Raw genomic sequence first — 23,259 nt, forward strand, 5'->3', positions numbered from 1 at the left:
TACTTTTCTGCTCTATGAGGTAAAGATTATCGAGATTCATGAGTGCATATTCCACTAACATTAGAGGAAAACTAAGGAAAAATTGTAGGAGGTGCTTTATGTCTGCTCCCTATTGTTGTCCGGTATGTCGCACCAATCGTATGAGATTTACCATTATACGACAACAACCACAGTATGTCCGCTTACATCCACAAACAGGTGAGACCATAGAAGAGTTGACCCAAACCGAACTAGATGCTTTTCATCAACCCTATAAAGGGGATGATTATCTTATTCAATGTGGTATCTGTGGCACGATTGAAAGCGAAGAACGATTCGTAAAGATGGCACAACACTCATTTGGCCCAAAATGAGTAAGCTGAAACAATATAATGTCATTAAAAAGGGAGAAACCTGGTAATTTATTTATACCAGGTTTTACATTTTTATATGGTTTAATATAAATATTATCTACAAAAAATGTGTTTACCAATTTTTTTAATTTGTGGTCGACTCCAGATCCAAGCAGAGGTTGCTGTATCTGGATTAAAATAATAGGTTGCCCCTTCACTAGGATCCCAGCCTTTTAGGGCGTCTTGGACAGCCTTTCGCGCTGATTCATCCGGTGAAAGATAAATTTGACCGTCAGCTACAGCTGTAAATGCACGTGGCTCAAACACAACAGCTGCTGGTGAATTAGGAAATGAGGGGCTTTGTGTGCGATTTAAAATAACGGCAGCGACTGCAACTTGTCCGATATAAGGCTCACCGCGTGCTTCTCCATATACAGCTTGGGCCATGATTTTCAGATCATTGGCAGAAAAGCCATTAGAAGGCGTCATTACTTGATTTCCTTTTTCTTTTGGTTTAAAAGTACCCATGACATAATTTTTTGTTGAATTGTACAATCTAACTTTCGTTTTATCATCCAACTCCCCCGTAATCGTCATACCAAACTCATATTGAAAAAGACGTAGAGCTGCTTTTGTACGTGGACCGAAAATAGAATCAATATCTCCTGTATAAAAACCAATATGTTTAAGTCGTTCTTGTAGTTCTCTTACATTGGCACCTGTGTTCCCTTCTTTATAAGTAGGACCCATAGTAAATGCCTGCGTGATACTTGGAATGCTACTAACCAGAAATGCAGTACACAAGATTACTCCGAAACACCAATACATAACTTTTTGCACTGTATGTATGCCTCCCTTTTTGTAAAAAAGCTACGTTTGTAAACGGTAGTTAGTTTGTCCGATTTTCTCTCGGTTTAAAAGCTGGTAAAATTTTCGAGAATAGTGCTTCAAGCTGTTGACTAAACCCGTTATAATAAAAGAAAAAACATTTTGAAGCAGTACATGATTAGTTGGGTAAACTATGTACAACAGGCAAGTAGCGCTACATAAGGCGGTTCACATAAGGAGGCGGTAGGGATGGAATCCGTGAAAGACCAAATCAGAGTGGCAGATCAAGTAGTTGCAGTCATTGCAGGAGTAGCAGCGCAAGAGATTGAAGAGGTAGCTGTAGGTGGTTCTAGTTCATTTTATGATGAATGGACGAAACGATTGGGTCCGAAAAATAATGCAAAAGGAATAATGGTTGAAATAGGGGATTTGGGTGCTTCTATTACATTATGGGTTTCTGTTCGCTACGGTACCATCATTAGCAAGACCTGCCAGCATCTTCAAGAGAAAGTAAAAGAAACAGTGGAGTTTTTAACAGGATTGACGGTGTATGAGGTAAATGTACGAGTAGAGGGCCTCACTATTGAATAACAAGAGTAAGATAGGTATAAACAGGAATATAAAAAAACCAACGACAGATTTTCTGCTGTCGTTGGTTTTTTATGTTCTTGAAAGGATAGGAACGTATCCTTACATCGAGGAGCTCTGGGTATGCTTTTGTCTGTTAACATCTCGAGAGACACTTAATAGGATTCCCATACTTGTCATACAAATTAACAAGGATGATCCACCATAACTGATAAACGGCAAGGGTACGCCTGTCATTGGTATAGCACCTGTTACACCGCCGATGTTGATTATTGCTTGAATACTAAGCATGGTAACAATGCCTGTTCCAGCAAGTGTGGCAAAGGTATCAGTAGATCGTAAGCTGATCTGTAGTCCTCGAATGATTAATAACAGATACAAAAGTAGGAAGATAGAGGTTCCGATTAAGCCCATCTCTTCAGCAATAACGGAAAAGATAAAATCTGTATGAGCCTCTGGTAGGTACAGATATTTTTGCAAGCTTTTACCGAACCCTGTACCGAAGATTCCGCCTCGCGCAATAGCAAATAAGGATTGAACCATTTGAAATCCTTTATCTAATCGATCACTCCAAGGATCAGTAAAAGAGGTTATTCGGGCCCAAGCATGTGGTTTTACTAAGATATAGGTAGTAATAAACAGAGTCGATGGAGGGACAGTAAGCAAAAAGATATGCTTAATATTAGCTCCACCTACTATTAAGATAACCCCAGCCGTTCCCAAAATAATGGCAGCTGTCCCTAAGTCAGGCTGTCCCAAAATCATTAAAAAGAAAATACCCGTAACTGTCAAAGGTGGTATTAAGCCTGTTTTGAAACTTCGGAAGGCATCTCCTTTTTTAGCAATGAGGGCTGACAGATACAGAATTAGTCCCAGCTTGGCAACCTCTGAGGTTTGTAAGGTCATAAAGCCTAAGTTAACCCATGAATGCGCTCCGTTCGTCTTGATCGCAAATCCGGGAATATAAACAAGTAAAAGTAAGAAAAAGCTACCAGCGGCAATCAGCAGGAAGTTTTTCTTATAAAAGGAGAAGGGGATGTTCATAACAAAGAGCATGAGAAACAGACCCAAAATGGCAAAGATGATTTGTTTTTTTGCGAAGTACAAACCGTCACCTAGACATTGATTACAACCTTTGGCTGTCAATATTCCGGTTTGAGCATAGATGTAGCTGGAGCTCATTACCATCGTAATTCCAAAGCCTACAAGTAGCAATGTTAAAAAAAGTAGGAGAAAATCTGGTACGCCCCGAGTTTTCATTGAAAAAGAAATCACCCCTAGAAATGAAACAGAGAGGTGGGTATGTCCTCTCTGCTTGTGTAAAGTATTTGAACAAACTGAACCTTCATACTGTTATGCTAATTTGTCTTTTAAACCTTGTAAAACTTGCTTTGCATTGTTTAGTACGCCATCTGGCATAGGACAGTCATAATCGATTCCGTGTGGGAACAGATGCTTGCCGATGAATGGCTCGTCCAATTTTAATACAGTGTCTGGATCTTCCATTTTGCCTTCTACACAATGTGCTTGAATGCGAAGATAGTACGTAGTGTCCCTATCCTTTAGCTTGTAATCGTAGGTTGCGTGGGCATAATCCCAAGCAAAACGCGTGAAACCTGAGCTATTCATAGCAATGTCTAAGTCGGCTAAAGTTCCTTGGTGGCCGCCGATTCCCGTTTCTTTGAGAAGCATTCTGCCTTCCTCCTTCGTGATATTCACTCCCTTATGATAGTAGGTTTTTCCTGTTTGTGCAATGATTATGAGACGTAAAAAATAGCTGGATTGCATGAAAGAATACGGGAGGGGGGAAACTAACCTTTGTTTAAGAACGGAAGGAGGAAGAAAAATGGCAACAAGAACACTACGCCAAATTATGACAGATAACTTGGCTACCGTTACGTTACAGGATAATGTATATGAAGTAGCAGTGAAAATGAAAGATTGGAACGTTGGCGTCATTCCAGTTGTGAATGAACAAAAAGATGTTATCGGAGTCATTACAGACCGTGATATCGTCATTCGTGGCCTTGCTGAAAAACATCAAGGCTCTAGTAAGGTCGAAGAGGTCATGAGTAAAGATGTCGTGCTGGGAACTCCAGAAATGACTGTAGATGCAGCAGCTAAGCTGATGGCTAAGCATCAAATTCGCCGTCTGCCAGTAGTGGATAACGGAAAGTTAGTAGGAATTGTGGCGATTGGAGACATGGCAATCCGCAACATTTTACAAGATGAAGCAGGAGAAGCATTAGCAGAGATTTCTGAAACAGCTTCACGCCATTAATTTTTCTAATGAAGAGAGAACATTTGTGGACACTCGGAAACGAGTGTCTTTTTTATGTGTCACTTTATAACATTTGGGCTTGTCTTTTTTGGACCCAAATTATTCCTTTCGCATAGGCTGTAACGAAGAGGAAAGGAGGGTCCACATGGGTTTTTTCGATTTTGACTTCTTAAATGGAGATAGCGAGGAACTGATATGGATCATCGTAATTGTTGTTGTTTTATTTTTTCTACTTGTTGATTGGGACTGGGAATAAATGACCAGATAAAAAGGCGGCCTACCAAGTCATGTGGGTCGTTTTTTGTTTTGGAAGATTAGAAAAACTGTAGACAAGCACGTATGTTTGGTATGATGGGAAAGGTAGAGTTAATCAAAAACATGGAGGATATGTACATGAGGACAATGATAACCAATACAAAGCATTTATTTGCCATCCTTTCCCTTGGAGTAGCCTTAGCGGTAAGTGGATGTGCTACTGACAAAGACACGCAAGAGAACAATGAGCCCACACCCAATGGGAAAATGAAAGTTAAAATAGAGAGAGTTGTCGATGGTGATACCTTTAAAACAACGAAGGGAGATAAGGTAAGACTGATCGGAGTGGACACGCCTGAGACTGTGAAGCCCAATAGTCCTGTGGAGCCATATGGAAAAGAAGCGAGTGACTATACGAAAAAGATGTTAGAAGGCAAAGAAGTTACCCTTCAATTTGATGTACAGCCTTTCGATAAATATCAGAGACTATTAGCTTATGTTTATTTAGAAGATGGCACATTCTATAATGAACATCTCGTATATGAAGGATATGCGCGCATCATGACAGTGCCACCTAATGTTGCTCAGTCAGAAGTGTTCTTGAAAGCAGAACAGAATGCTAGAGAAAACAACCGAGGACTCTGGGCTTTAGATGTTTATAAGAAAGCGGATCAAGGTAAGAAAAAGAACACTTCTTCCTCAAAGAACCTTCCCGAAAAAAAGGAAAGTAGTTCGCAAAGGGAAGACAGCAAGCAACAAATCAAAGGAAATATTAATTCAAAGGGTGAAAAAATCTACCATGTATCTGGTGGACGTTATTATGAACAAACGAAACCAGAAGAGTGGTTTGATACAGAAGAAGATGCTATAAAAGCAGGTTTTAGAAAATCAAAGGAATAACATTTCGATGATTGTTTGAATATTATAATGTTATCTGATACACTACGAGAAGAGAGATCGGAAAACGAGGTGCTGCGGGATGAGGAAAAATTTGAATGATAAGCATAATGGTCAAGAAAAAAACTCCAATTATTCTCACGTAGAACATCAAGATAACGAGATTGTAACGAAAACATGTTGTGGTGAACAGGGGCATCATTCCCATACGGATCACCATCAGCACGAACATTGTGGAGACACAGGTCATTCTCATCATGACCATCATCACAACGATCATAGTCACAAACATCACGAACATAATCATCACGAACATCACGAACACAAACATACAGGGCATTCTCACGGTGCAGGGTGTTGTTTTGCTGAACGCGAATTGGCGACTACGGTATTAGCTAATAAAACCGCTGCACAGGTATATCATATTGAGGGTATGGATTGCGGCTCATGCGCTCTAACTTTACAGAAGCACGTGCAGAAAACCTTGAACATGCCAGAAGTAGAAGTAAACTTTAGTACAGCCAAAATGCGATTAGGAAAAAAGGCTAATGTAGAAAAAGTCTTACAAGCTATTACAGAAGCTGGTTACAAAGGTACATATCAGGATGGGAGTGACCGTTTTTCTAACATTGAACCAGAAGCTTGGTGGCAAAATGAAGCAGTTCAACGTACAGGAATAGCAGGATTTTTTATTCTGGTAGGGCTTTTGTTAAAAGCGTACCAGATAGAACTGCTCGGGAATACTGCTTATGCTATTGCGATGGTAGTTGCTGGTTTAAAACCCTTAAAAGCCGCATGGTATGCCCTAAAAAGTAAATCAGCTGATATGAACCTGCTAATGAGTTTGGCGGCAATAGGAGCAGCTTTTATCGGTGAATGGTTAGAAGGGGCAACGGTTGTTTTCTTATTTGGACTTGGGAACTCTTTGCAAACCTTATCTATCAATAAGACTCGTCAATCCATTCGCTCCTTACTACGTTTGGCACCAAAAGAAGCTATGGTTTACAGAGAACAAGAATGGGTTAGTATCCCAGTAAAAGATGTGGAAGTTGGAGAGCGTTTATTAATTAAAGCAGGTGAAGGAATTCCACTTGATGGGTTTATCGTTAAAGGGGTATCTACTTTTAATCAGGCACCAATCACTGGGGAGTCTATGCCAGTTGACAAAGGTGTGGGTGACACTCTCTTCGCTGGTAGCATTAATGAAACAGCGGTTGTTGAGATGGAAGTGACGAAGATAGGTTCTGATTCCACACTAGCTCGCATTATTCATTTAGTGGAGGAAGCACAGGAGAAGAAAGCACCAACGGAACAATTTGTAGAGAAATTTGCTAGAATTTATACTCCAATCGTAATTGTAGTGGCCCTTGCTGTTATTATTTTGCCACCTTTATTTACAGGAGAGTGGCAACATTGGTTTTACCGTGGCCTAGAGCTATTGGTTATCGCTTGCCCTTGCGCCTTGGTTATTTCCACCCCTGTTGCAGTAGTGTCTGCTATTGGAAGTGCGGCACGTCACGGTGTATTAATTAAAGGTGGAGCAGCCTTGGAAATTATTGGTCATTTAAAGCAAGTAGCTTTTGATAAAACAGGTACGATCACAACAGGAAAGCTACATGTTGAAAAAATACTTACTCTCCAGCAACACACCGAGTCAGAGATACTTGAAAAGGCAGCCATGATCGAGCAATCTTCACATCATCCCATTGCTACTGCTATCTTGTTACAGGCAAAGGAAAATGGCATTCTAACACAGGATTCTGATAATCATCAAACCATTGTTGGTAAGGGTGCTAGTGCTACGTTATCAGGAATCACGTATTTGGCGGGAAATGAGAAGCTGTTTACCGAACATAAGGTTGAACTGGGACTTTTACAAGAGCAGATTAAGGAAGAGCAACAAGCTGGTAAAACGATCGTATTAGTGGGTACGACGAAAGAGATTTGGGGTGCTCTTATCATATCTGATACCATTCGACCAACAAGTCAAAGGGTGATGCAGCAATTACATGGCATTGGCGTAAAAACTTTGTTGCTTACGGGTGATAATGCAGGAGCGGCCCAACATATGGCTCAAAAAGTAGGGATTGGACACGTACAAGCAGGATTGTTGCCAGAAGATAAGCTTGAGGCAATAAAGGTAGCTAAAAAGCGCGAAAGTGGTACAATTGCAATGGTAGGTGACGGTATTAATGATGCTCCAGCTCTAGCTACTGCTGATGTTGGTATTGCGATGGGAGGAGCAGGAACGGACACTGCTATGGAAACAGCAGGAATCGTATTGATGGCTGATGACTTAGAAAAATTACCATATGTAATTGGGCTTAGCCAACAAGCGCTAGCGATTATCAAGCAAAACATATATTTCTCTTTATTGATCAAAGCTATAGCACTACTCTTGATCATACCAAACTGGCTCACACTGTGGATGGCAGTCATCAGTGATACAGGAGCAGCGATGATTGTCATTCTTAATAGCATGAGATTATTGAGAAAGTGATCTTATAAGAGAGTAAATCGTACTTGGTACCCGATGTACGAAGTAGAGAATTTGTGGCATAAACAGGGAGAAACAGGGCACTCTAGGGCTATATTCACCAAAAAGTAAGGAGTGTCCTGTATGATCCAAAAATTGCGTGGACGTCGTTTTTACTTATTTATTTTGTTTGTAGCTATTTTGGAGCTATCCATGATGGGATTGCATTCTTTGGAAGGAAAAAAAGCAACTCACAGCAATCAGACACATGTACTTGCTGAGGAAGTGAAGAAGCCTTCACTAATCGTGGAACATCAAGTAAAAGGTAATGATCTTGAATTGAAATTGGTCGTTCAAGGATTCCAATTCTCGTTGGAAAACATGGGAAAAGAAAATAAAGTTGGTGAAGGGCATGTCCATTTATATGTGGATGGGAAAAAAATAGCCAAGATTTTTGGCCCGCAATTTACCTTAGCAGATGTAGCTCCCGGAAAGCACAAAATAGAAGTAGAATTAGCCCATAACAACCATGAATCATATGGTGTCAAACAGACCTTTGAAATCGTAGTCAACTAAGCGGATGAAACATGAAAGTCCAAATGCGACCCCGCTTACATAGGAAAAAGCTGTGGAGTCCATTAAAGACCATCCACAGCTTTTTGCTTTTGCCCTGCGCGTTCGTTATTATAGATAGTTTATGGTTACGTGTTGTGCATCTTGAGGTAAGGTAATCACCGCAGTTGGATAGGTAATTACTTGAAGCAACATTGTTTTTTGAGGGCGTTCCTCTACGACATGGATGACATAAGTTCCGTCAGTCTCTTGCTGGACATTGTCAACCTTGATAGAATAGCCACTGGTAGGGCGCTCACCAAGCGCAATGGCTACATAGGTGAGATCATTTTCATGGATCAGCTGATAGCCACCCTGCTCTTGTATATTGGCAAGCGCCAGGTCTACAGAAGTGGGGTAGGGAGTAGGAGCAGTGCTAAAATCACTCATAGATACAACTCCTTTTTGGTTGGACTGTTGAGTATTTTGATGCAAAGAGCCATCCTGAGCTGTTACAGTTGGAGTCATGTTGACGTAGGAGACCAGGATTCCTCCCATTAGCAATAAACCTGCTAATACTTGTTTCATTCTCTATCCCTCCTATGATTTCCTCCATCCACCGTTACGAATAGAGGTGAGCTTCATGAATATACATAAATGTCTGGATATGTTGTCAGAACGTACAATTGAAGAAATTATCCAGGAACAAAATCGCCGATTAAACATAAAATGCGACAACTCTTTAATTAACCGACTGCAAGATTCGGCTTTCTGCCAAACATTATGGGATGCCTTAACAGAGCACGAGCGCCAAGCAGTGTCTCTTTTTTATACAAATGCTCAACAAGGCTTTATACGTAAGCGTGACTTTGAGACAATTACTCAACAAGATATTCTGTTAACAGCGGGTCTTACCAAGCTACGTCGGCTAGGTATTATTTATACGGTTCGAAAAATGTGGAGCGAAATAGGCTACATGATGCCATTTGAATTACGAAAAAATTTATACCCTCTTAGTAATCAAACACACAAAAAAAGGATAGAACCATCAATAAAAGAGGAAGCCATCCCGCATGTATTTTCCTATGCACTTCCAGCAGGGCGAGGTATCCATATGGACATACTTGCCTTTCTGCTGTTCTTAAGAGAACAATCGGTTTCTTTAACACAAAAAAATGGAATACCCCGGCGAATGGTACTCAAATGGATGGAACGCATTTCTTTGAGAGGTGAACATATGCGGGGCTGGTTTTCTAGTCTTTTGCCGTCTGAAGTAAAGGTAGATGATCAAACGCCCGTTTCTTTTCTCTTTGATCTATCTTTACGAATGCGGCTTGTCTACCTACAAGATAAAAGAATTTGCCTGCATTACGCAATATTAAATGATTGGTTACATAAGAAAAATGTGGAACAAATTGAGGAGATAAAAGCAAATTTATTCCGATACTACGCACCAAAGGAGTCATGGCAAGAAGCATTTTTGTTTGAGCTGCAATTGTTTGATGAAGAGTGGTACAGGGTAGATGAAATTCTTTCCAAACTTACACAGATAGGCTATAAACTACCAGAACAGGGTCAGGAGCAATTGAAAGAGACCTGGTTACATCCCTTGCTGGGTTTGGGCATGGTTCAACTAGGGGAAGATAATCAACAAAACCTATGGATTCGTCATAATCCGTACCATCAGGAAAAGGGGGATCATCAGCCTAAATGGTATTTGGATTCGACTGGTGAAGTCATGGTACCCCCAGGTATGGTCTTAGCTCAACTATGGGAGCTGAGCCGTTTGGGAGAAATGAATGTTGCTGGAGATTTTATAACGTGCAATCTTACCTCCCGAGGCGTGCAATCCTACTTATCTACAGGAGGAAGTGTGGATCAAATCCTACAATTTCTCCAAGAGAATACAGCACACCCAGTGCCGGATTCTGTAGCTCAATTAATAATAAAATGGTCAGGTGAAGCAAAACAGCTCTCCTTTGAGCAGGTGATTCGTTTTAAAACAGCAAGCTCTACCTTGTTAGCTGAATTACGTGATATAGGAATTCTTGCTCCGTATATTTCGGAGGTTATCTCTCCTGTTGCATTTTTAATTCCTACAAGCAAATTAGATGAATTTGTTACCTTGCTTAGGGAATGTGGGTATGAGCCACAATCAGGGGAAATTCGTCGTTTTCAATCTATAGGCTTCCATTTAGGTAAGGATCATTCGAACAACAATCAAATTCCATTAGAGATAAATACGGATAGAGAAGGCTTTTTTCCCTTGATAACACCCTTTTTTGATTTTAAGGTTGAAAATGTTTTTCCTGATGTTGGTGAAGCTATCCCAGGCTTGTCAACCTTACCAAAAATGTGGACGGAACATTATCAAAGCTATCATCCAAATACGGTACGCGTTATGCTAAAACGAGCTCAGGAGCTTCGATTGGAGATACAATGTCAAACGCATCGACAAGTTGAATGGACGGGCAGAGTGCAGGAAGTTGCATTGGAACATGGATACTGGCAAGTACGTATGATGTCAAAAGATCAATCATGGACAGAAAAAGTGGATGAAATATCGCGTCTACGTATCCTTATTCCGGCGTATTTATAGGAAAATTAAGCAAAAAGTGTGTGATGTTTAAATCTTTCCTGTGCGCCCATAAGGGGTTTCGTGCTAAAATAATAGTAGGTTTGCCTGTAAAGGAGGTAAAACATGATAGAAATACCAAGTGAATTAGATATGGCTAGCTTACTACTTGAGGCTGACGACTTAGCCATTATGATAAATGAATCACGAGAAGTGAATGATTATTTACAAACGAAGCAAGCTATGGAAGATGACGAGGCAGTGTTATTATATATCCAGCGCTTCAACCGTAAAAGGCAAGATTATGAGGAAGTGCAACGGTTTGGCAAATATCACCCAGATTTTCACAAGGTAATGGCTGAGATTAGGGAATTAAAGCAATCATACGAAGCATTGCCAGCTGTTCGTAATTTTAAGAAGGCGGAAGCACGTTTAGACCAGTTATTGTATCAAGTAGGCCGTGTTATAGCAGACTCTGTATCAGAGAGTGTTAAAGTACCTAGCAATAACCCAATTATGGAGGCAATGGCCAGCGGTTGCGGTACTGGTGGCAGTTGCGGTTGTGGTAATAAAGAAAAAAAATACGCTTAAATTAAAAATACGAAAGAGCTCATAAAACTACGCCTTTTGGTTTGCTAAAAAGGCGTAGCTGAGCTTGATTACATAGGATTGTTAGTAGAGGAAGGAGTTTTCAGGGTACGATGAGACTGAAAAGATTGGGAGTAGCTGTTTGGATTAAAAATCCTCGTGTTGCGAAGAATTTACGAAAATTCGGCACCATTCATTACGTATCCAAGAGGCTCAATTACGTTGCGATGTATGTGGACGCAGACGAAATTGAGCAAGTGATATCACAATTGGAACGGCTCCACTTTGTATTAAAGGTAGAACGTTCACATCGCCACGAAATCCCAACCGAGTATAACAATGCGAAGCCGGATAAGGCGAAAGAATTTGACTATCAATTAGAGAAAAATCAGCTGATGGCTTTGGCAGAATCGTTAATCTGTGATACTTCGTCGATTGGTAAGTCGGAACATCAGGCTGTAAGGTCTGTACCGGTTCAAAGCTAGCAAGCTGTATGTTCGAACAAAAAACACATAGGGGGCTTTTCTCATGTAACCAATTAGGTGTGATGGGAGAAGCCCTTTGCTATTTTTCTTGACATGATCTAAGGTAAAGAACCCGTAAAATTAAAAGTGAAATTTGTTTCACTTTTTTGTAATTGGGCCACGTGGTATGATAAGGAAATAAGGTTTAAGGTAAGGTAAATTATTACAGTTCGATTTGAATGCGCTTACAATAATATGGACAATAAGAGAGAGCGAGGGGACAAAGACAGGATGAAACTAGATATTAACTGCGATATGGGAGAGATGTTTGGGCGTCACAGACTCGATGAAGACATGGGGATTTTACGCTGGATTACATCGGTCAATATTGCTTGTGGTTTTCACTCTGGGGACCCACACGTGATATGCCGTACGGTAGAAGCAGCACTGAAACAAGGTGTGAAAATAGGTGCTCATCCCGGTTATCCTGACGTTCACGGGTTTGGGCGTCGTTCTATGAATTTGTCCATGCGCGAGGTTTATGAATTGATTTTATATCAGGTGTCTGCTTTAGAAGGAATTACGAGAGCACTGGGAGGCACATTACATCATGTGAAGCTACATGGAGCTCTATACAATGAAGCAGCCGAGCGACCAGAATTGGCAGAAGCAGTTGTACGTGCTATTACAGATATTCGAGATGATTTAATTTTGTACGCATTATCAGGGAGTTCGTTGGTTCAGGTAGGTTTGGAGCATGGTTTGTATGTGGCGGAGGAAGTATTTGCGGATCGAGCATACCTGCCTAATGGGCGCTTAGCTCCACGAGAATTGGAAGGAAGTATTTTAATTAGTAAGGAGGAGCAATTGCATCAGGCAAGCCAGCTTGTAAAAGAACAGCAAGTACGAACGGTAGATGGAAGTGTAATCGAATTAGCGGCTGATACGCTTTGTATTCATAGAGAAAGCCCTGATTCCTTGCACGTTCTAAAGGAATTACATCGCTGGGCAAAGCAAAATGAGGTTCGTTTAGAAGCAATTGCCGTTTGTTAAATGGAAAGGCGACTTAGGTCGCCTTTCTACATACATGATATGTTTAATATTATTTCTTATTTTAGTGATTTCAAATTGAGGTGATATATCTGAAAAGTAAGTTAATTAATTTTGTACAACATAATTCCTCGATCATTCCATGTGCTCACAGTGTTACGGTGCAATCCTTTGATGGCAAAGCTGGAAATTGGCTAACTACAAAAAACCCTGTTCAATATGAGGCAGCTACTGTGCATGGAAATGATAGCTTAGCTCCCCTGGCTTGGGGGGAGCCTGAGCAAGGAACGGGCTGGTATCATATGTACAAGCCCGGAGAGGTTACAGGAAAGCAGATCAATGGCATGCTTGACGACGCCAAATTCCTTATTCGTATCCCGGACGAATGGAATGGAAAATTAGTCGTGTCTGGGATACCAGCAACGCGTAATGAAACATCAACCGATTTATTATTTAGTGATTATGTTCTTGGCCAAGGCTACGCTTTCGCAGCCATCGATAAAGGAACCCAGGGATGGAACGATCCAGATGATCCGCTGGCAAAAGTGAAAAATGCACTTGTAGCAGAAGATGACAGTATAGCTAAATGGCATAGGTGCTTTCGACAGGTAACAAAGGCTGCTCAAAGATACTTAGCAACGCATCATCGAGATCAATTAATTTCTGCCAAGGATGTTTGTAATCCGGCTTATGTCTTACTTACTGATCATCATCTTATTCCTACCTATGCGATAGGGATTTCTAACGGTGGCTATGTAGTGCGATTTGCGCTAGAACATGACGATCCTCAACTTACTGGAGAACCTGCTTTATTTGATGGAGGGGTAGAGCTTGAAGGGGTGATGTGGCAAGCAGAGGCTCCAAATTTGATTAGCTCGCTCACCACTATTGTACAAAAAGCGCATGCTGCCATATATGAAACAGGGCATATACAGCAGCAAGCACGTGAATGTATCTATGCGGCTGGAATGCCGAAAGGATCTGAAAAATTATGGGCGTACTACGATCAGATCTATTGGTTTGTAAGCCTGAATATTTATCGAGATAAGTTTGATCCCACTGCTCCTAATCGATTGGCTTGGCAGAATTATCTTTGCTTTGATCAAACTGGCTTGCGTGACCGAAGATACGACCATATTTATGCTTCTTATGATTATAAGAAAAGACCTTCATCCGTCAAACGAGGAGTTCAGCAGATTGCAAATACAGGTCGTATACACGTACCGCTTATTTCACTTGCTGGAACCTGGGACGCTCTGATTTTTCCTGATCTGCATGCCAAAGCCTATGCAGAGTTAGTCCAGCAAGCAGGCCAAGCAAAGAAGCATCGGTTGTACATGATAAAACAGGCTAATCATGTGGACGGTTTGGTTTGGAGTAAGGTTGACCCTGAGCATGAATTACAACCTATGCTACCTTATGCACATCAGTGTTTTGATTTACTAGTCGAATGGGTTGAAAAAGGAATTAGCCCTCCTGCTAATAAAACCATTTCTATACCAACTAACCCAACGCGTGTAATTGATGTAGTGACTGGAGAGGAAAGGGAACCATAGGGAGTTATGAAAAAGATAAAGGCAGTAGTAACAGAGAAACGCAGAGGTATTTCCTGTCAGGATACAGGTTTATTCTGCGTTTCTTCTTAATTTCATTTGAAATGATGTGCCACAGTAGAAAACGACTATGATACAATCTGTAAAGAAGTTTCTTGCATTAGCCGATTGTACCAGTAAGAGGAATTATTATTCAGCTTTGGCTTGGGAAGTAGTGGGGAGAGTTCTACATGAAAGTAATACATAAGAAAAGTTTAGCAGTATGTATAGGCCTATTGATTTGCTTCGGAGCGATAGGAGCCTACATGAAATCGCCTGAAATCAAGGATTTTTTGTCTTCTTTACAGTCAGATTCTTTATTTTATTCCGGTGGAACATCGGTAGATCCATTTCGTAAAGAAGAGTTGTTACCGCCAGTCGTCAAAGAGCTTAATCCTTCATATATGATTAAAGCAACCTTGTCGCCTGATCAAGCGATAATAGCAGGGACCGTTACCATGACTTTTGATAATCCACAGACGGATAAGCTTTATCTGTATTATTACGGTTATAAATGGAACAACAACAAAGTTTCCGCGATTCGCTGGAAAGGAAAAAATATCCCGTTTAGCCGTCGCGATCCTGTCATTGTGTTGGACAACCCAGCTAAAAAAGAGACGCGCACGCAACTAGAAGTAATTTTTGAAACAAAGGTTCCACGTGAGCCAACTCGATTTGGTGTGCATGAAGGAATTTGGACCTTAACGCATTGGTATCCTATGCTTGGGGCCATGGATCAACAAAAGCGCTGGTATGAACCACCACAGGTCATTGGTTATGGAGACCCTTATATTTATCATTATGCTGATTATGAAGTCACTATGGTGGCACCCTCTTCATTTGAATGGGTAACTTCATGGGGGAGAGGAATGAAATCCAGTAATGGGGACGGACGCTCTACTTATCATTTTACTGGTAGAAAGTTGCTTAATTTTACGATGGTAGGCAGTCCATTATACAAAGTTGAAACGGTCAAAATTTCGCCAAAGTTAACAGTGGATATTGGGTCGACGGATGCAGCCCACTTGGCTAGATTAAAGGATATAGCGAGACAGGTTCTGCCTATCTACACCAAACTAATGGGAGAGCTTCCTTATCCCCGTATTGGTATTGCAGAGACAGGAAATAAAACAGTGTACGCTATGGAATACGCTAATATGGCTATTATCGCTAAGCATATGTTTAACGCTAATCAGGTCGAGCATTGGTTACCGCATGAGTTAGCCCATTTGTGGTGGTACAATTCTGTAGAAAATATCGAGCCATATACAGGATGGATGGATGAAGGGTTAGTAGAGGCGAGTGTCACCTTCTATTATCGAGAGCGATTTGGAGAAAAAGCCGCAGCAAAAATATTAGCTGAATATCAAGCAGATGTTAATAAATTAGCAAAAGCTTATCCATATGGGAAACTCTCCAATCACCTGACACAGTTTAAGGATTACTATGAATTCGATTGGACCTGGTACTCCAATGCAGCCTTATTATACGATAATTTACGAAAGCAGCTTGGGGATGAATTGTTCTTTGACTTTTTAAAAAGGGTGCAAAGTAATTACCAGCATCAAGTCATTGGCCCAGAGCATTTGGATCAGGCGTTAGGTCAAATCTTAGGAGCCGAAGCCCAGTATTTTGTGCCAAATGTACACAAACAAAATCAAAAGAGCTTTATTCCAATTGCTGCTGAGTATTATGTAAATATTATTATCGGTCAAACTCATTTTTATCCGGCTACAAGGGCACGCATCCGTAATCAAGTGGTTTATTTACCTCTACGAGAAACCTTGGAACAGCTAGGATTTAAGGTAACATCGGATCAAGCCAATCGTATCATACGAGCGGAGTCAAAACGTAACGTGATTGTTTTCCACGAAAAATCAGATCGTTATGTGTTAAATGGTATCGAGCAGAAAATGCCGGTTCCTTTGTTAGAGTGGCACGCACGTAGCTTATTCCCTCTCGCACTGTTGGAGGAGGGCTTAGGATACCGAGTTACCTATCAGAAGGAAAAAAGGACGGTCACCATTCAATAATAATGACGAAAGGAAATTCACCATGCAACCAAATAACATCATTCTCATTGGATTTATGGGCACAGGTAAGTCAACAGTTGGTGAACAGCTAGCACAACAACTACAGTATGAGCGCTGTGACTTAGATGAAGAGATTGTCAAAGCAACGGGGAAAACAATCTCCCAAATTTTTGCTAAGGATGGCGAAGAGATGTTTCGGCAGTTGGAGTCGGATGTGCTACGCCGATTAATTGACGGGAATCGTCGAGTGATAATTACGGGTGGCGGAGCGGTGCTGCGACCTGAAAATGTTCAGGTAATGCTTCAGCATGGAATCGTAGTAGCACTTACCGCTGAAGAGCAGGAGATTATTCGCCGAGTTGAGCAAGATCAGAATAGACCACTTCTCCAAGGGAATGTTAAGGTAAAAGTGCGAGAACTGCTACAAGCACGTGCAGGGGCATACGATTTTGCCCCTATTCAAGTAGATACAACTGGGAAAACGATAGAAGAAATTGTCGATGAAATAACGAACGCGTAACGATTAAAATCCTTCTCTTCGGCAAAACTAATGCCAAGGGAGGGATGCGCGATGTCATCACAAGAATATGTAAAATATATGACCAAGCGCTTTGTGCAATATTTGGAGACACCTAAGGAAGAGCGTCGGCGTCAGCGTGAAATGCCACGTGAACCTTGGTCTTCGAAATGGTTTGGCGCCATCCCGATGTCCATCAAGCTATTATTCAAAAAATAACATCTGGGGGTTCTTATGCCAAAAGTAGCCGTAGAAAAAACATTATCCCATGTGAGCACGATGTTGCGTCGTAATGGATTTGATGTGGTTGAATTAGGAAATTGGCAACAGATGGTAGATGCTGTAGTCATTACAGGTATGGATGAAAACTTGATTGGAGATCAGTCTAAAAGCATTGCAGGAGCACCTGTAATCAATGCAGAGGGTATGACACTTGATGAAATTTTTCATCAGGTAAATGAGCGGTGCTCCCCTGCCGATGGTGGTTTTCGCTGAATAAAGGTCAAAACGGTGGTATTCTCCCAAGTCAAAGGAGAGAACCACCGTTTTGCTATTTTACATTGATTTATGAGGGGTGTACGATACTGCCCACTTGTTTGATATATGAGTAGGGTAAGAAACGTAATCCCGAGTCCCAGACACCTATGTAGGGTTCATTATCCCATACATGAACGGTTCCAATGGTAAAGGGAGCCATCACTTCTTTTTCGAACAAATCAGCAGTAATAACAATCGGCTCTTTTGTTTTTTGAGTAAGTAAGTAGGTAAGCTCCTGAGTCTGAGTAGTGGAACGATTAACTTTGGCAGTTAACCAATCAATGCGGGAAAAAGGGTCAGCCTCCGTAGATAGTAACGTCCGACTCAAGGTTAGTTGAGCCTCTTTATCCACTAATTTCTGACTAGCTATACGATGCATAACAGAGGGATCGGGCTTAAGTCGAGCAGGGAACTTTTCACCAGATTTGGCATCGATGTATTCATGCGTATCTGCTATAGGTATTCGCCAAAACGAAGTAAAACCATCATAATATAATTCAGCACCCGCATCTCTCGGGGCTAACTTTTCATCAAATAATGTGTATTCACCGAGTCCGTATTCCATTAGTACAAATTCAGGAGTTGTTTGATTTGCTGTCTTCTGTGACTCAGCGACGATCATATAGCCAAGGGGTTTTTTGTTTTCTTTCATAGTGACTAGCCATTCATGTGAACCAGGGCCTAATGTTTGGATTTCGATGCTAGCATGTTGCCAAGTTTTAAACTGACTATCCTTTTCTTCTAATTTTTTCATCCATGTCTGAATGTGTTGAGTGAAAGCAGTAGTCCATGGACCTTCTTGGGCAGCATGCGCTTGAGAAGAGGAAAGCGAGAATAGGAGGAGGAGCAACAAGAATCGGCTCGCTAGTGAACGTAGTTTCATACACTGAGACACCATCCCTTCGTAAGGTACGTTACCTATTGTAACCAAATGCCACCAAAAGATTTGTTGGTTGCTGTCAGCTCTCCTCTATTTTTCTTCGCTGTTGTTTTACAAATTTCTGCGCTATGTAGAATCAGGTCTAACGAAGCGAGCACAGGGTTAGATTGGTGGTAAATTAAACAAATAAAACAAGCCACCATTAATCAGCTTTACCTCGACACGCGGTTCGTATTGCCAACGTAATTCACTCATACGTCGCTCCTTTTCTTCCTCTATACTACTTGCTTTCCATTCCTCTTGTTCTAATTGCTCTTTTGGTGTTTCTTGAATTCCGTTTAATCGTAGAAAATCAAGAATACGTCCACCTTTTTGCACATGCTCCTCCATCGTAGCAGGAGATGGTGAGAGTGTGATAGGAGTGGAATCGTCAGCCAATGGTGTCGGACGTTTCACAGAGAGCAACTGTCCTAATGAGGAAGGAGAATCAGGTAGAGTAACTGAAGTTGTACTTGTTTCACTTTGTATACTATTGATGATTTGGCCCTTTGTATGAGGGGAAGGGGGGACGATTTCTATGGAAGCCTTTGAAGCCTTTTCTATATCGTCTTCTCCTTCAGGAACCGATTTTGAAACTTTTTCTTGCTCTAGTGCTACATGCTTGTAATATTCCTCTAAGATATCTAATTCCTCTTGAAGGCGGAGGCGAGCCTGGTCAGCCCATGAATGATCTTGATTATCTAAAAAATGGTACACTTCCTTTTTTGCCATCTCAATTGCTTGGAGAATGTCCAGACGACGATCCAATGTATAAAAATAATCAGGTATAGCAGGGGTAAGGTGTAAGCGCTTGAGAAACGGATAAAAATCCTGAACAACTCGCGCTTGATGTAGATTTACCCCGAGAGAAAGAAGGAAATCGCGTTTTTTGTCACAGATAAAAGAAACTTTAATATTTAGATGGAGCCAAGGGGTTAGCGCTGTCGATCGTCGTGTCGACATACTTGTTTTTTGTAAAATGCCTTTGGGAGCTTCGTACATACAAACAAAACGTCCGTGCTTAGAGGTAGATTCAAAGATTTGTTGTAGCCGCTTTGAACCAAAATGAATATGCTCAGCCCGTAGCTCCTTTGGAATCTCGGTCTGAGGAAAGAAAAGGGTAAGGTGGAGTGGCTGAGGAGCGATGCTCATCTTCTCCACCCAAGACCAGTAAAACGGGCGATTGCCGATATCCTTATCTACATCCTCTGGTAATTTTACAGTGACATAGTCGGGATGATTCTCAACCACGTGTGACTGAAAGGCAGCAAAATATTTTTCTACGAATTCCCGTACTTCCGTCTGTTGCATGAGGGGGAACGTCCTTTCTCGATAAGTGATGAAGGTGTGAGAATTTCCTGTACCACTGGTTACAAAGATGCTTATGATTGCGAAAGAGATTGTGGGTGGTTTTGCAACTCTTTTGTATTTTGGCGTAAAGTGCGAAGCACACTACCCATATTATCCATCTTTAGTGCCATTTCTTTATTGGATCGAGAATCCATAATAATTTCTACAAGGCTTTGCTCCAATGATTTTGTTAAGGCAAGGCGCTCTACAATATCATCTAGCTCGCCAATAACCATTTCAAATAGATCAATTTTTTCATATAGCAAACGAAGGATATGTTCTTCAATCGTATCTGTGGTAGATAGGTTATAGATGAACACATCTTTTGTTTGCCCGAGTCGATGAACACGTCCGATTCTTTGTTCAATGCGCATCGGATTCCAGGGCAAGTCATAATTGATGACGTGATTGCAAAATTGCAGGTTAATTCCTTCTCCGCCAGCTTCAGTAGCAATAAGAACCTGTGCTCGATTTTGGAACAGATCAGTCATCCAGTCTTTTTTACTACGCTTAAAACCACCTCGAAATGGTACCGATGTAATACCGTTCTCGCTTAAATATTTTTGTAAATAGTTTTGAGTCGCACGATATTCGGTAAATATGATCACCTTATCATTGATTTTTTTTAGCAGCTCAACGGTTTTAGCCGCTTTAGAATGCGTCTCAATTTGTTTGATCATATCTACTAAGCGCATGATTTCTGCACGTTTGGGAGAGTCCTCTGGAGCTTTTTGATGCATATGATATAACGTCATAAAAGCAGCTTCACGACTTGAGCATACCTCCCGCTGTAACGTTAACAAAGCCAGAGCATTAACCTTACCCGTCTCCTGCTGATATCTTTCCTTGACGAAGTGAGTTACTCCATCGTAGAGTGCACGTTCTTCAGGGGATAACTCAATCGGAATAGATTGAACACGGCGAGGAGTAAAATGAACGCCGCCATCACTACGACGATTACGGATCATAATTTTTTTGATTTCCTTTTGCAATTTACCACTGTTCTTAGCTTGGCGTTTGCCATCTACATAAGTGGATGAGAAAGACTGCGTATGTCCTAAATGACCAGGCCGAAGTAAGTTGATCAGATTGTAGAGCTCGTCCATCTCGTTTTGAATAGGGGTTGCAGTCAATAACAGACAATATTTTTTCTTAATCTCTTTTACGAACTGATAGTTTTTAGTTCGCTTATTTTTAAGCTTGTGTGCCTCATCAATGATTAACATATCATAATCAATATCAAGCACATGACGCCGGTGAGGGTCTCGTTTAGCTGTATCAATTGAGGCCACAACAACATCATATTGGCGCCACATGTACTCCTTCTTCTGTGGCATGGCAGAAATACCAAATTTTTGATTAAGCTCTTTGGTCCATTGTATGACAAGAGAAGCGGGCACAAGGATCAGAATTTTTTTGGCTAATCCACGAACCATATACTCTTTCATAATGAGTCCGGCCTCGATTGTTTTTCCTAGCCCTACCTCATCGGCCAAAATAGCCCGACCTCTCATCTGATTCAAGACGCGATTAGCTGTTTCGATTTGATGAGGGAAGGGTTCTACGTAAGGGAGATACTTTAAACATTGAAGCTGATCAAAATCAGTTACTGCCATTGCTTCCTCTGCCTGTAATGCGAGCTGAAACAACTCCCATTTATTCCAAGGTCCATCCTGTTGAATTAATTCTTCCAAAGGAGCAGCCCAGCTCGTATCGAATGAAAGTGAGAAATTCGTCATAAATGGATAGCTCCCTTCTTTCTATCGTGAAAATACATTTTAAATCTATTAAAAAACGAACATTTTTTGTGTGAAAACGCTTAAATGTTAATGAATAATTGCTGGTTTGCAAATTTCTGTTTTCTTCTTTCCAAAGTCATGTTAGGATAAAGAAGACAACAGGAAGACACGTTATAGTATGCGTTTCTTCCATAGATTTTATAACCCTTCTTTTGCGAATGAAGGTAGTAGGGAGAGACTGCGAGTATTATCTGTGCAGCGCCGAAGGAGCAAACCAGAAATGGTGAATCTCTCAGGCAAAAGAACCTCTACTGGACGCACCTCTGGAGAGAGCTTTTTCATAGAAGCCACCAAAGGGGAAACCTGCTTATGGGCAGGGTAACTCTCAGGTACCGGGACAGAGAACTTGGAGAGCGGGCGCTTATTTGCGTTGGCTGTCACAGGTTTGCTGTCTTTTTTTGTGCTATCCGAAAACGATAAATAGGTAGGAAAGATAGTAAAAGAGCAACGAAGACTCTACCGGCGCCAAGTTTACTTTAGGTGAAAAACAAAGAGACGAAGAAAGCGAGTGGTTACATGTCAGAGTTGAAGCAAACGCCATTGTATCCGATCTATGCTACACACGGTGCCAAAACCATTGATTTTGGCGGCTGGGATTTACCTGTCCAATTTAGTAGCATAACGCTAGAACATGAAGCAGTTCGTACAAAAGCAGGACTATTTGATGTATCACATATGGGGGAAGTGGAAGTAAAAGGGGAAGGTGCACTGTATTATTTACAGCGCTTAACTACTAATGACGTATCTAAATTAGAAGACGGTCAGGCTCAATATGCAGCGATGTGTTACCCAGATGGTGGTACTGTCGATGATTTAATCATTTATAAAAAACGAGATCATGACTACTTGCTGGTTATTAATGCAGGCAATATTGATAAGGATTTTGCTTGGATGCAAGAAAATATAACAGAAAATGTCACGGTTACTAATATTTCATCCAAAATAGCGCAACTTGCGATTCAAGGTCCGCTTGCTGAAACCATTTTACAGAAAATGACGGATGTGAACCTGCAAGAGATCGGTTTCTTCCAATTTAAAGAAAACGTTTCCATTGAGGGGATTAACGCGTTAGTATCGCGTAGTGGCTACACTGGGGAAGATGGCTTTGAACTGTATGTAGATCAAGCAGATGCCATTGAACTGTGGGGAAAATTGTTGGTAAATGGCAAAGAGGATGGTTTGGTTCCATGCGGGTTAGGTGCACGTGACACCTTGCGATTTGAAGCTAAGTTACCGTTATATGGCCAGGAGCTATCTCAAAACATTACTCCAATAGAGGCAGGCATTGGTTTTGCGGTAAAGGTAGATAAAGATGTACCTAGTATTGGACATGATGTATTGCTGGAGCAAAAAACGAACGGGGCGCCACGCAAGCTGGTTGGGTTAGAAATGATTGATCGTGGTATTCCACGTACACATTACCCTGTATTTGTTGGGGATAAACAGATTGGAGAAGTTACCACTGGGACACAATCCCCCACTTTAAAAAAGAATGTAGGGCTAGCGTTGATTCAAACTGCTCATGCTGGTATCGACAATGAGGTGGAAGTAGAGATTCGTGGGAAACGCCTGCGTGCTAAAATTATCGCTACTCCATTTTATAAACGACCTAAAAAGTAAGGAAAT

At 41.2% G+C, this 23,259-nt stretch carries 23 protein-coding genes and 2 riboswitches; of the genes, 16 read left to right on the top strand and 7 right to left on the bottom strand.

Annotated features, from left to right (window positions below; genetic code table 11):
- Positions 1-98 precede the first annotated feature (98 nt).
- Positions 99-353 (top strand): hypothetical protein, encoded by a 255-nt coding sequence (locus BrL25_RS18550; RefSeq protein ID WP_018672119.1) that lies wholly within the window; start codon positions 99-101, stop codon positions 351-353.
- A gap of 93 nt (positions 354-446) precedes the next feature.
- Here BrL25_RS18550 and sleB read toward each other — a convergent pair whose 3' ends face one another.
- Entirely contained in the window at positions 447-1,172 is a 726-nt protein-coding gene (gene sleB / locus BrL25_RS18555; protein ID WP_018672120.1) for a spore cortex-lytic enzyme, read from the bottom strand.
- A 237-nt stretch (positions 1,173-1,409) separates the two neighbouring features.
- On the opposite strand from sleB, the gene BrL25_RS18560 reads away from it, so the two are divergent.
- Positions 1,410-1,751 (top strand): Asp23/Gls24 family envelope stress response protein, encoded by a 342-nt coding sequence (locus tag BrL25_RS18560; RefSeq protein ID WP_018672121.1) that lies wholly within the window; start codon positions 1,410-1,412, stop codon positions 1,749-1,751.
- 99 nt (positions 1,752-1,850) lie between these two features.
- Here BrL25_RS18560 and ftsW read toward each other — a convergent pair whose 3' ends face one another.
- Positions 1,851-3,008 (bottom strand): putative lipid II flippase FtsW, encoded by a 1,158-nt coding sequence (ftsW, locus tag BrL25_RS18565; RefSeq protein ID WP_018672122.1) that lies wholly within the window; start codon positions 3,006-3,008, stop codon positions 1,851-1,853.
- 93 nt (positions 3,009-3,101) lie between these two features.
- Entirely contained in the window at positions 3,102-3,440 is a 339-nt protein-coding gene (locus tag BrL25_RS18570) for a YugN family protein (protein ID WP_018672123.1), read from the bottom strand.
- Positions 3,441-3,594: 154 nt separating this feature from the next.
- On the opposite strand from BrL25_RS18570, the gene BrL25_RS18575 reads away from it, so the two are divergent.
- The 4 genes from BrL25_RS18575 (at position 3,595) to BrL25_RS18590 (ending at position 8,233) form a co-directional block, all read left to right on the top strand.
- Positions 3,595-4,029 carry a CBS domain-containing protein gene (locus BrL25_RS18575; RefSeq protein ID WP_018672124.1) on the top strand — a complete coding sequence of 145 codons (435 nt, stop codon included), beginning with the start codon at positions 3,595-3,597 and terminating at the stop codon, positions 4,027-4,029.
- A 393-nt stretch (positions 4,030-4,422) separates the two neighbouring features.
- The gene (locus BrL25_RS18580; protein ID WP_081621620.1) at positions 4,423-5,184 is read left to right on the top strand and encodes a thermonuclease family protein; all 762 of its coding nucleotides are present in this window, start codon (positions 4,423-4,425) and stop codon (positions 5,182-5,184) included.
- A 79-nt stretch (positions 5,185-5,263) separates the two neighbouring features.
- Positions 5,264-7,681 carry a heavy metal translocating P-type ATPase gene (locus BrL25_RS18585; protein WP_018672127.1) on the top strand — a complete coding sequence of 806 codons (2,418 nt, stop codon included), beginning with the start codon at positions 5,264-5,266 and terminating at the stop codon, positions 7,679-7,681.
- 120 nt (positions 7,682-7,801) lie between these two features.
- Entirely contained in the window at positions 7,802-8,233 is a 432-nt protein-coding gene (locus tag BrL25_RS18590) for a hypothetical protein (RefSeq protein ID WP_018672128.1), read from the top strand.
- Positions 8,234-8,341: 108 nt separating this feature from the next.
- Here BrL25_RS18590 and BrL25_RS18595 read toward each other — a convergent pair whose 3' ends face one another.
- Entirely contained in the window at positions 8,342-8,797 is a 456-nt protein-coding gene (locus tag BrL25_RS18595; protein WP_018672129.1) for a protease complex subunit PrcB family protein, read from the bottom strand.
- A gap of 55 nt (positions 8,798-8,852) precedes the next feature.
- Between BrL25_RS18595 and BrL25_RS18600 the strand changes: the two genes are divergently transcribed.
- The 9 genes from BrL25_RS18600 to BrL25_RS18640 all read left to right on the top strand — a co-directional run bounded on the left by BrL25_RS18600 (position 8,853) and on the right by BrL25_RS18640 (position 17,523).
- On the top strand, positions 8,853-10,808 hold the full coding sequence (locus BrL25_RS18600; protein ID WP_018672130.1) for a hypothetical protein: 1,956 nt from the start codon (positions 8,853-8,855) through the stop codon (positions 10,806-10,808).
- Between the two features lie 102 nt (positions 10,809-10,910).
- A complete protein-coding gene (locus BrL25_RS18605; protein ID WP_018672131.1) occupies positions 10,911-11,375 on the top strand; it encodes a YlbF/YmcA family competence regulator in 465 nt (154 codons plus the stop codon).
- A 110-nt stretch (positions 11,376-11,485) separates the two neighbouring features.
- Positions 11,486-11,857, top strand: a complete 372-nt coding sequence (locus BrL25_RS18610) for a YlbG family protein (protein WP_018672132.1) — start codon at positions 11,486-11,488, stop codon at positions 11,855-11,857.
- A gap of 270 nt (positions 11,858-12,127) precedes the next feature.
- Complete coding sequence (locus BrL25_RS18615; protein ID WP_018672133.1) at positions 12,128-12,889, top strand: 5-oxoprolinase subunit PxpA; 762 nt, start codon at positions 12,128-12,130, stop codon at positions 12,887-12,889.
- A 230-nt stretch (positions 12,890-13,119) separates the two neighbouring features.
- A complete protein-coding gene (locus BrL25_RS18620; protein WP_236847685.1) occupies positions 13,120-14,442 on the top strand; it encodes an alpha/beta hydrolase in 1,323 nt (440 codons plus the stop codon).
- A gap of 227 nt (positions 14,443-14,669) precedes the next feature.
- Entirely contained in the window at positions 14,670-16,511 is a 1,842-nt protein-coding gene (locus BrL25_RS18625) for a stalk domain-containing protein (RefSeq protein WP_018672135.1), read from the top strand.
- 22 nt (positions 16,512-16,533) lie between these two features.
- Positions 16,534-17,031 carry a shikimate kinase gene (locus BrL25_RS18630; protein ID WP_018672136.1) on the top strand — a complete coding sequence of 166 codons (498 nt, stop codon included), beginning with the start codon at positions 16,534-16,536 and terminating at the stop codon, positions 17,029-17,031.
- A gap of 51 nt (positions 17,032-17,082) precedes the next feature.
- Complete coding sequence (locus BrL25_RS18635) at positions 17,083-17,247, top strand: YqzE family protein (protein ID WP_018672137.1); 165 nt, start codon at positions 17,083-17,085, stop codon at positions 17,245-17,247.
- Between the two features lie 15 nt (positions 17,248-17,262).
- Entirely contained in the window at positions 17,263-17,523 is a 261-nt protein-coding gene (locus BrL25_RS18640) for a YkuS family protein (RefSeq protein WP_018672138.1), read from the top strand.
- A 70-nt stretch (positions 17,524-17,593) separates the two neighbouring features.
- On the opposite strand, the gene BrL25_RS18645 is transcribed toward BrL25_RS18640, so the two are convergent.
- The 3 genes from BrL25_RS18645 to BrL25_RS18655 form a co-directional block, all read right to left on the bottom strand.
- Positions 17,594-18,448, bottom strand: coding sequence for a hypothetical protein (locus BrL25_RS18645; RefSeq protein WP_018672139.1), 855 nt, complete (start codon positions 18,446-18,448; stop codon positions 17,594-17,596).
- Positions 18,449-18,607: 159 nt separating this feature from the next.
- Positions 18,608-19,795 carry a YqhG family protein gene (locus tag BrL25_RS18650; protein ID WP_018672140.1) on the bottom strand — a complete coding sequence of 396 codons (1,188 nt, stop codon included), beginning with the start codon at positions 19,793-19,795 and terminating at the stop codon, positions 18,608-18,610.
- Between the two features lie 71 nt (positions 19,796-19,866).
- Positions 19,867-21,573, bottom strand: coding sequence for a DEAD/DEAH box helicase (locus BrL25_RS18655; protein ID WP_018672141.1), 1,707 nt, complete (start codon positions 21,571-21,573; stop codon positions 19,867-19,869).
- A gap of 219 nt (positions 21,574-21,792) precedes the next feature.
- A riboswitch (glycine riboswitch) is annotated at positions 21,793-21,890 on the top strand.
- 4 nt (positions 21,891-21,894) lie between these two features.
- Positions 21,895-21,976, top strand: a riboswitch (glycine riboswitch).
- 173 nt (positions 21,977-22,149) lie between these two features.
- On the opposite strand from BrL25_RS18655, the gene gcvT reads away from it, so the two are divergent.
- Positions 22,150-23,253, top strand: a complete 1,104-nt coding sequence (gene gcvT, locus BrL25_RS18660; RefSeq protein ID WP_018672143.1) for a glycine cleavage system aminomethyltransferase GcvT — start codon at positions 22,150-22,152, stop codon at positions 23,251-23,253.
- Positions 23,254-23,259: the final 6 nt, after the last annotated feature.

The organism is Brevibacillus laterosporus DSM 25, assembly GCF_002706795.1.
Classification (GTDB): Bacteria; Bacillota; Bacilli; order Brevibacillales; family Brevibacillaceae; genus Brevibacillus_B; species Brevibacillus_B laterosporus.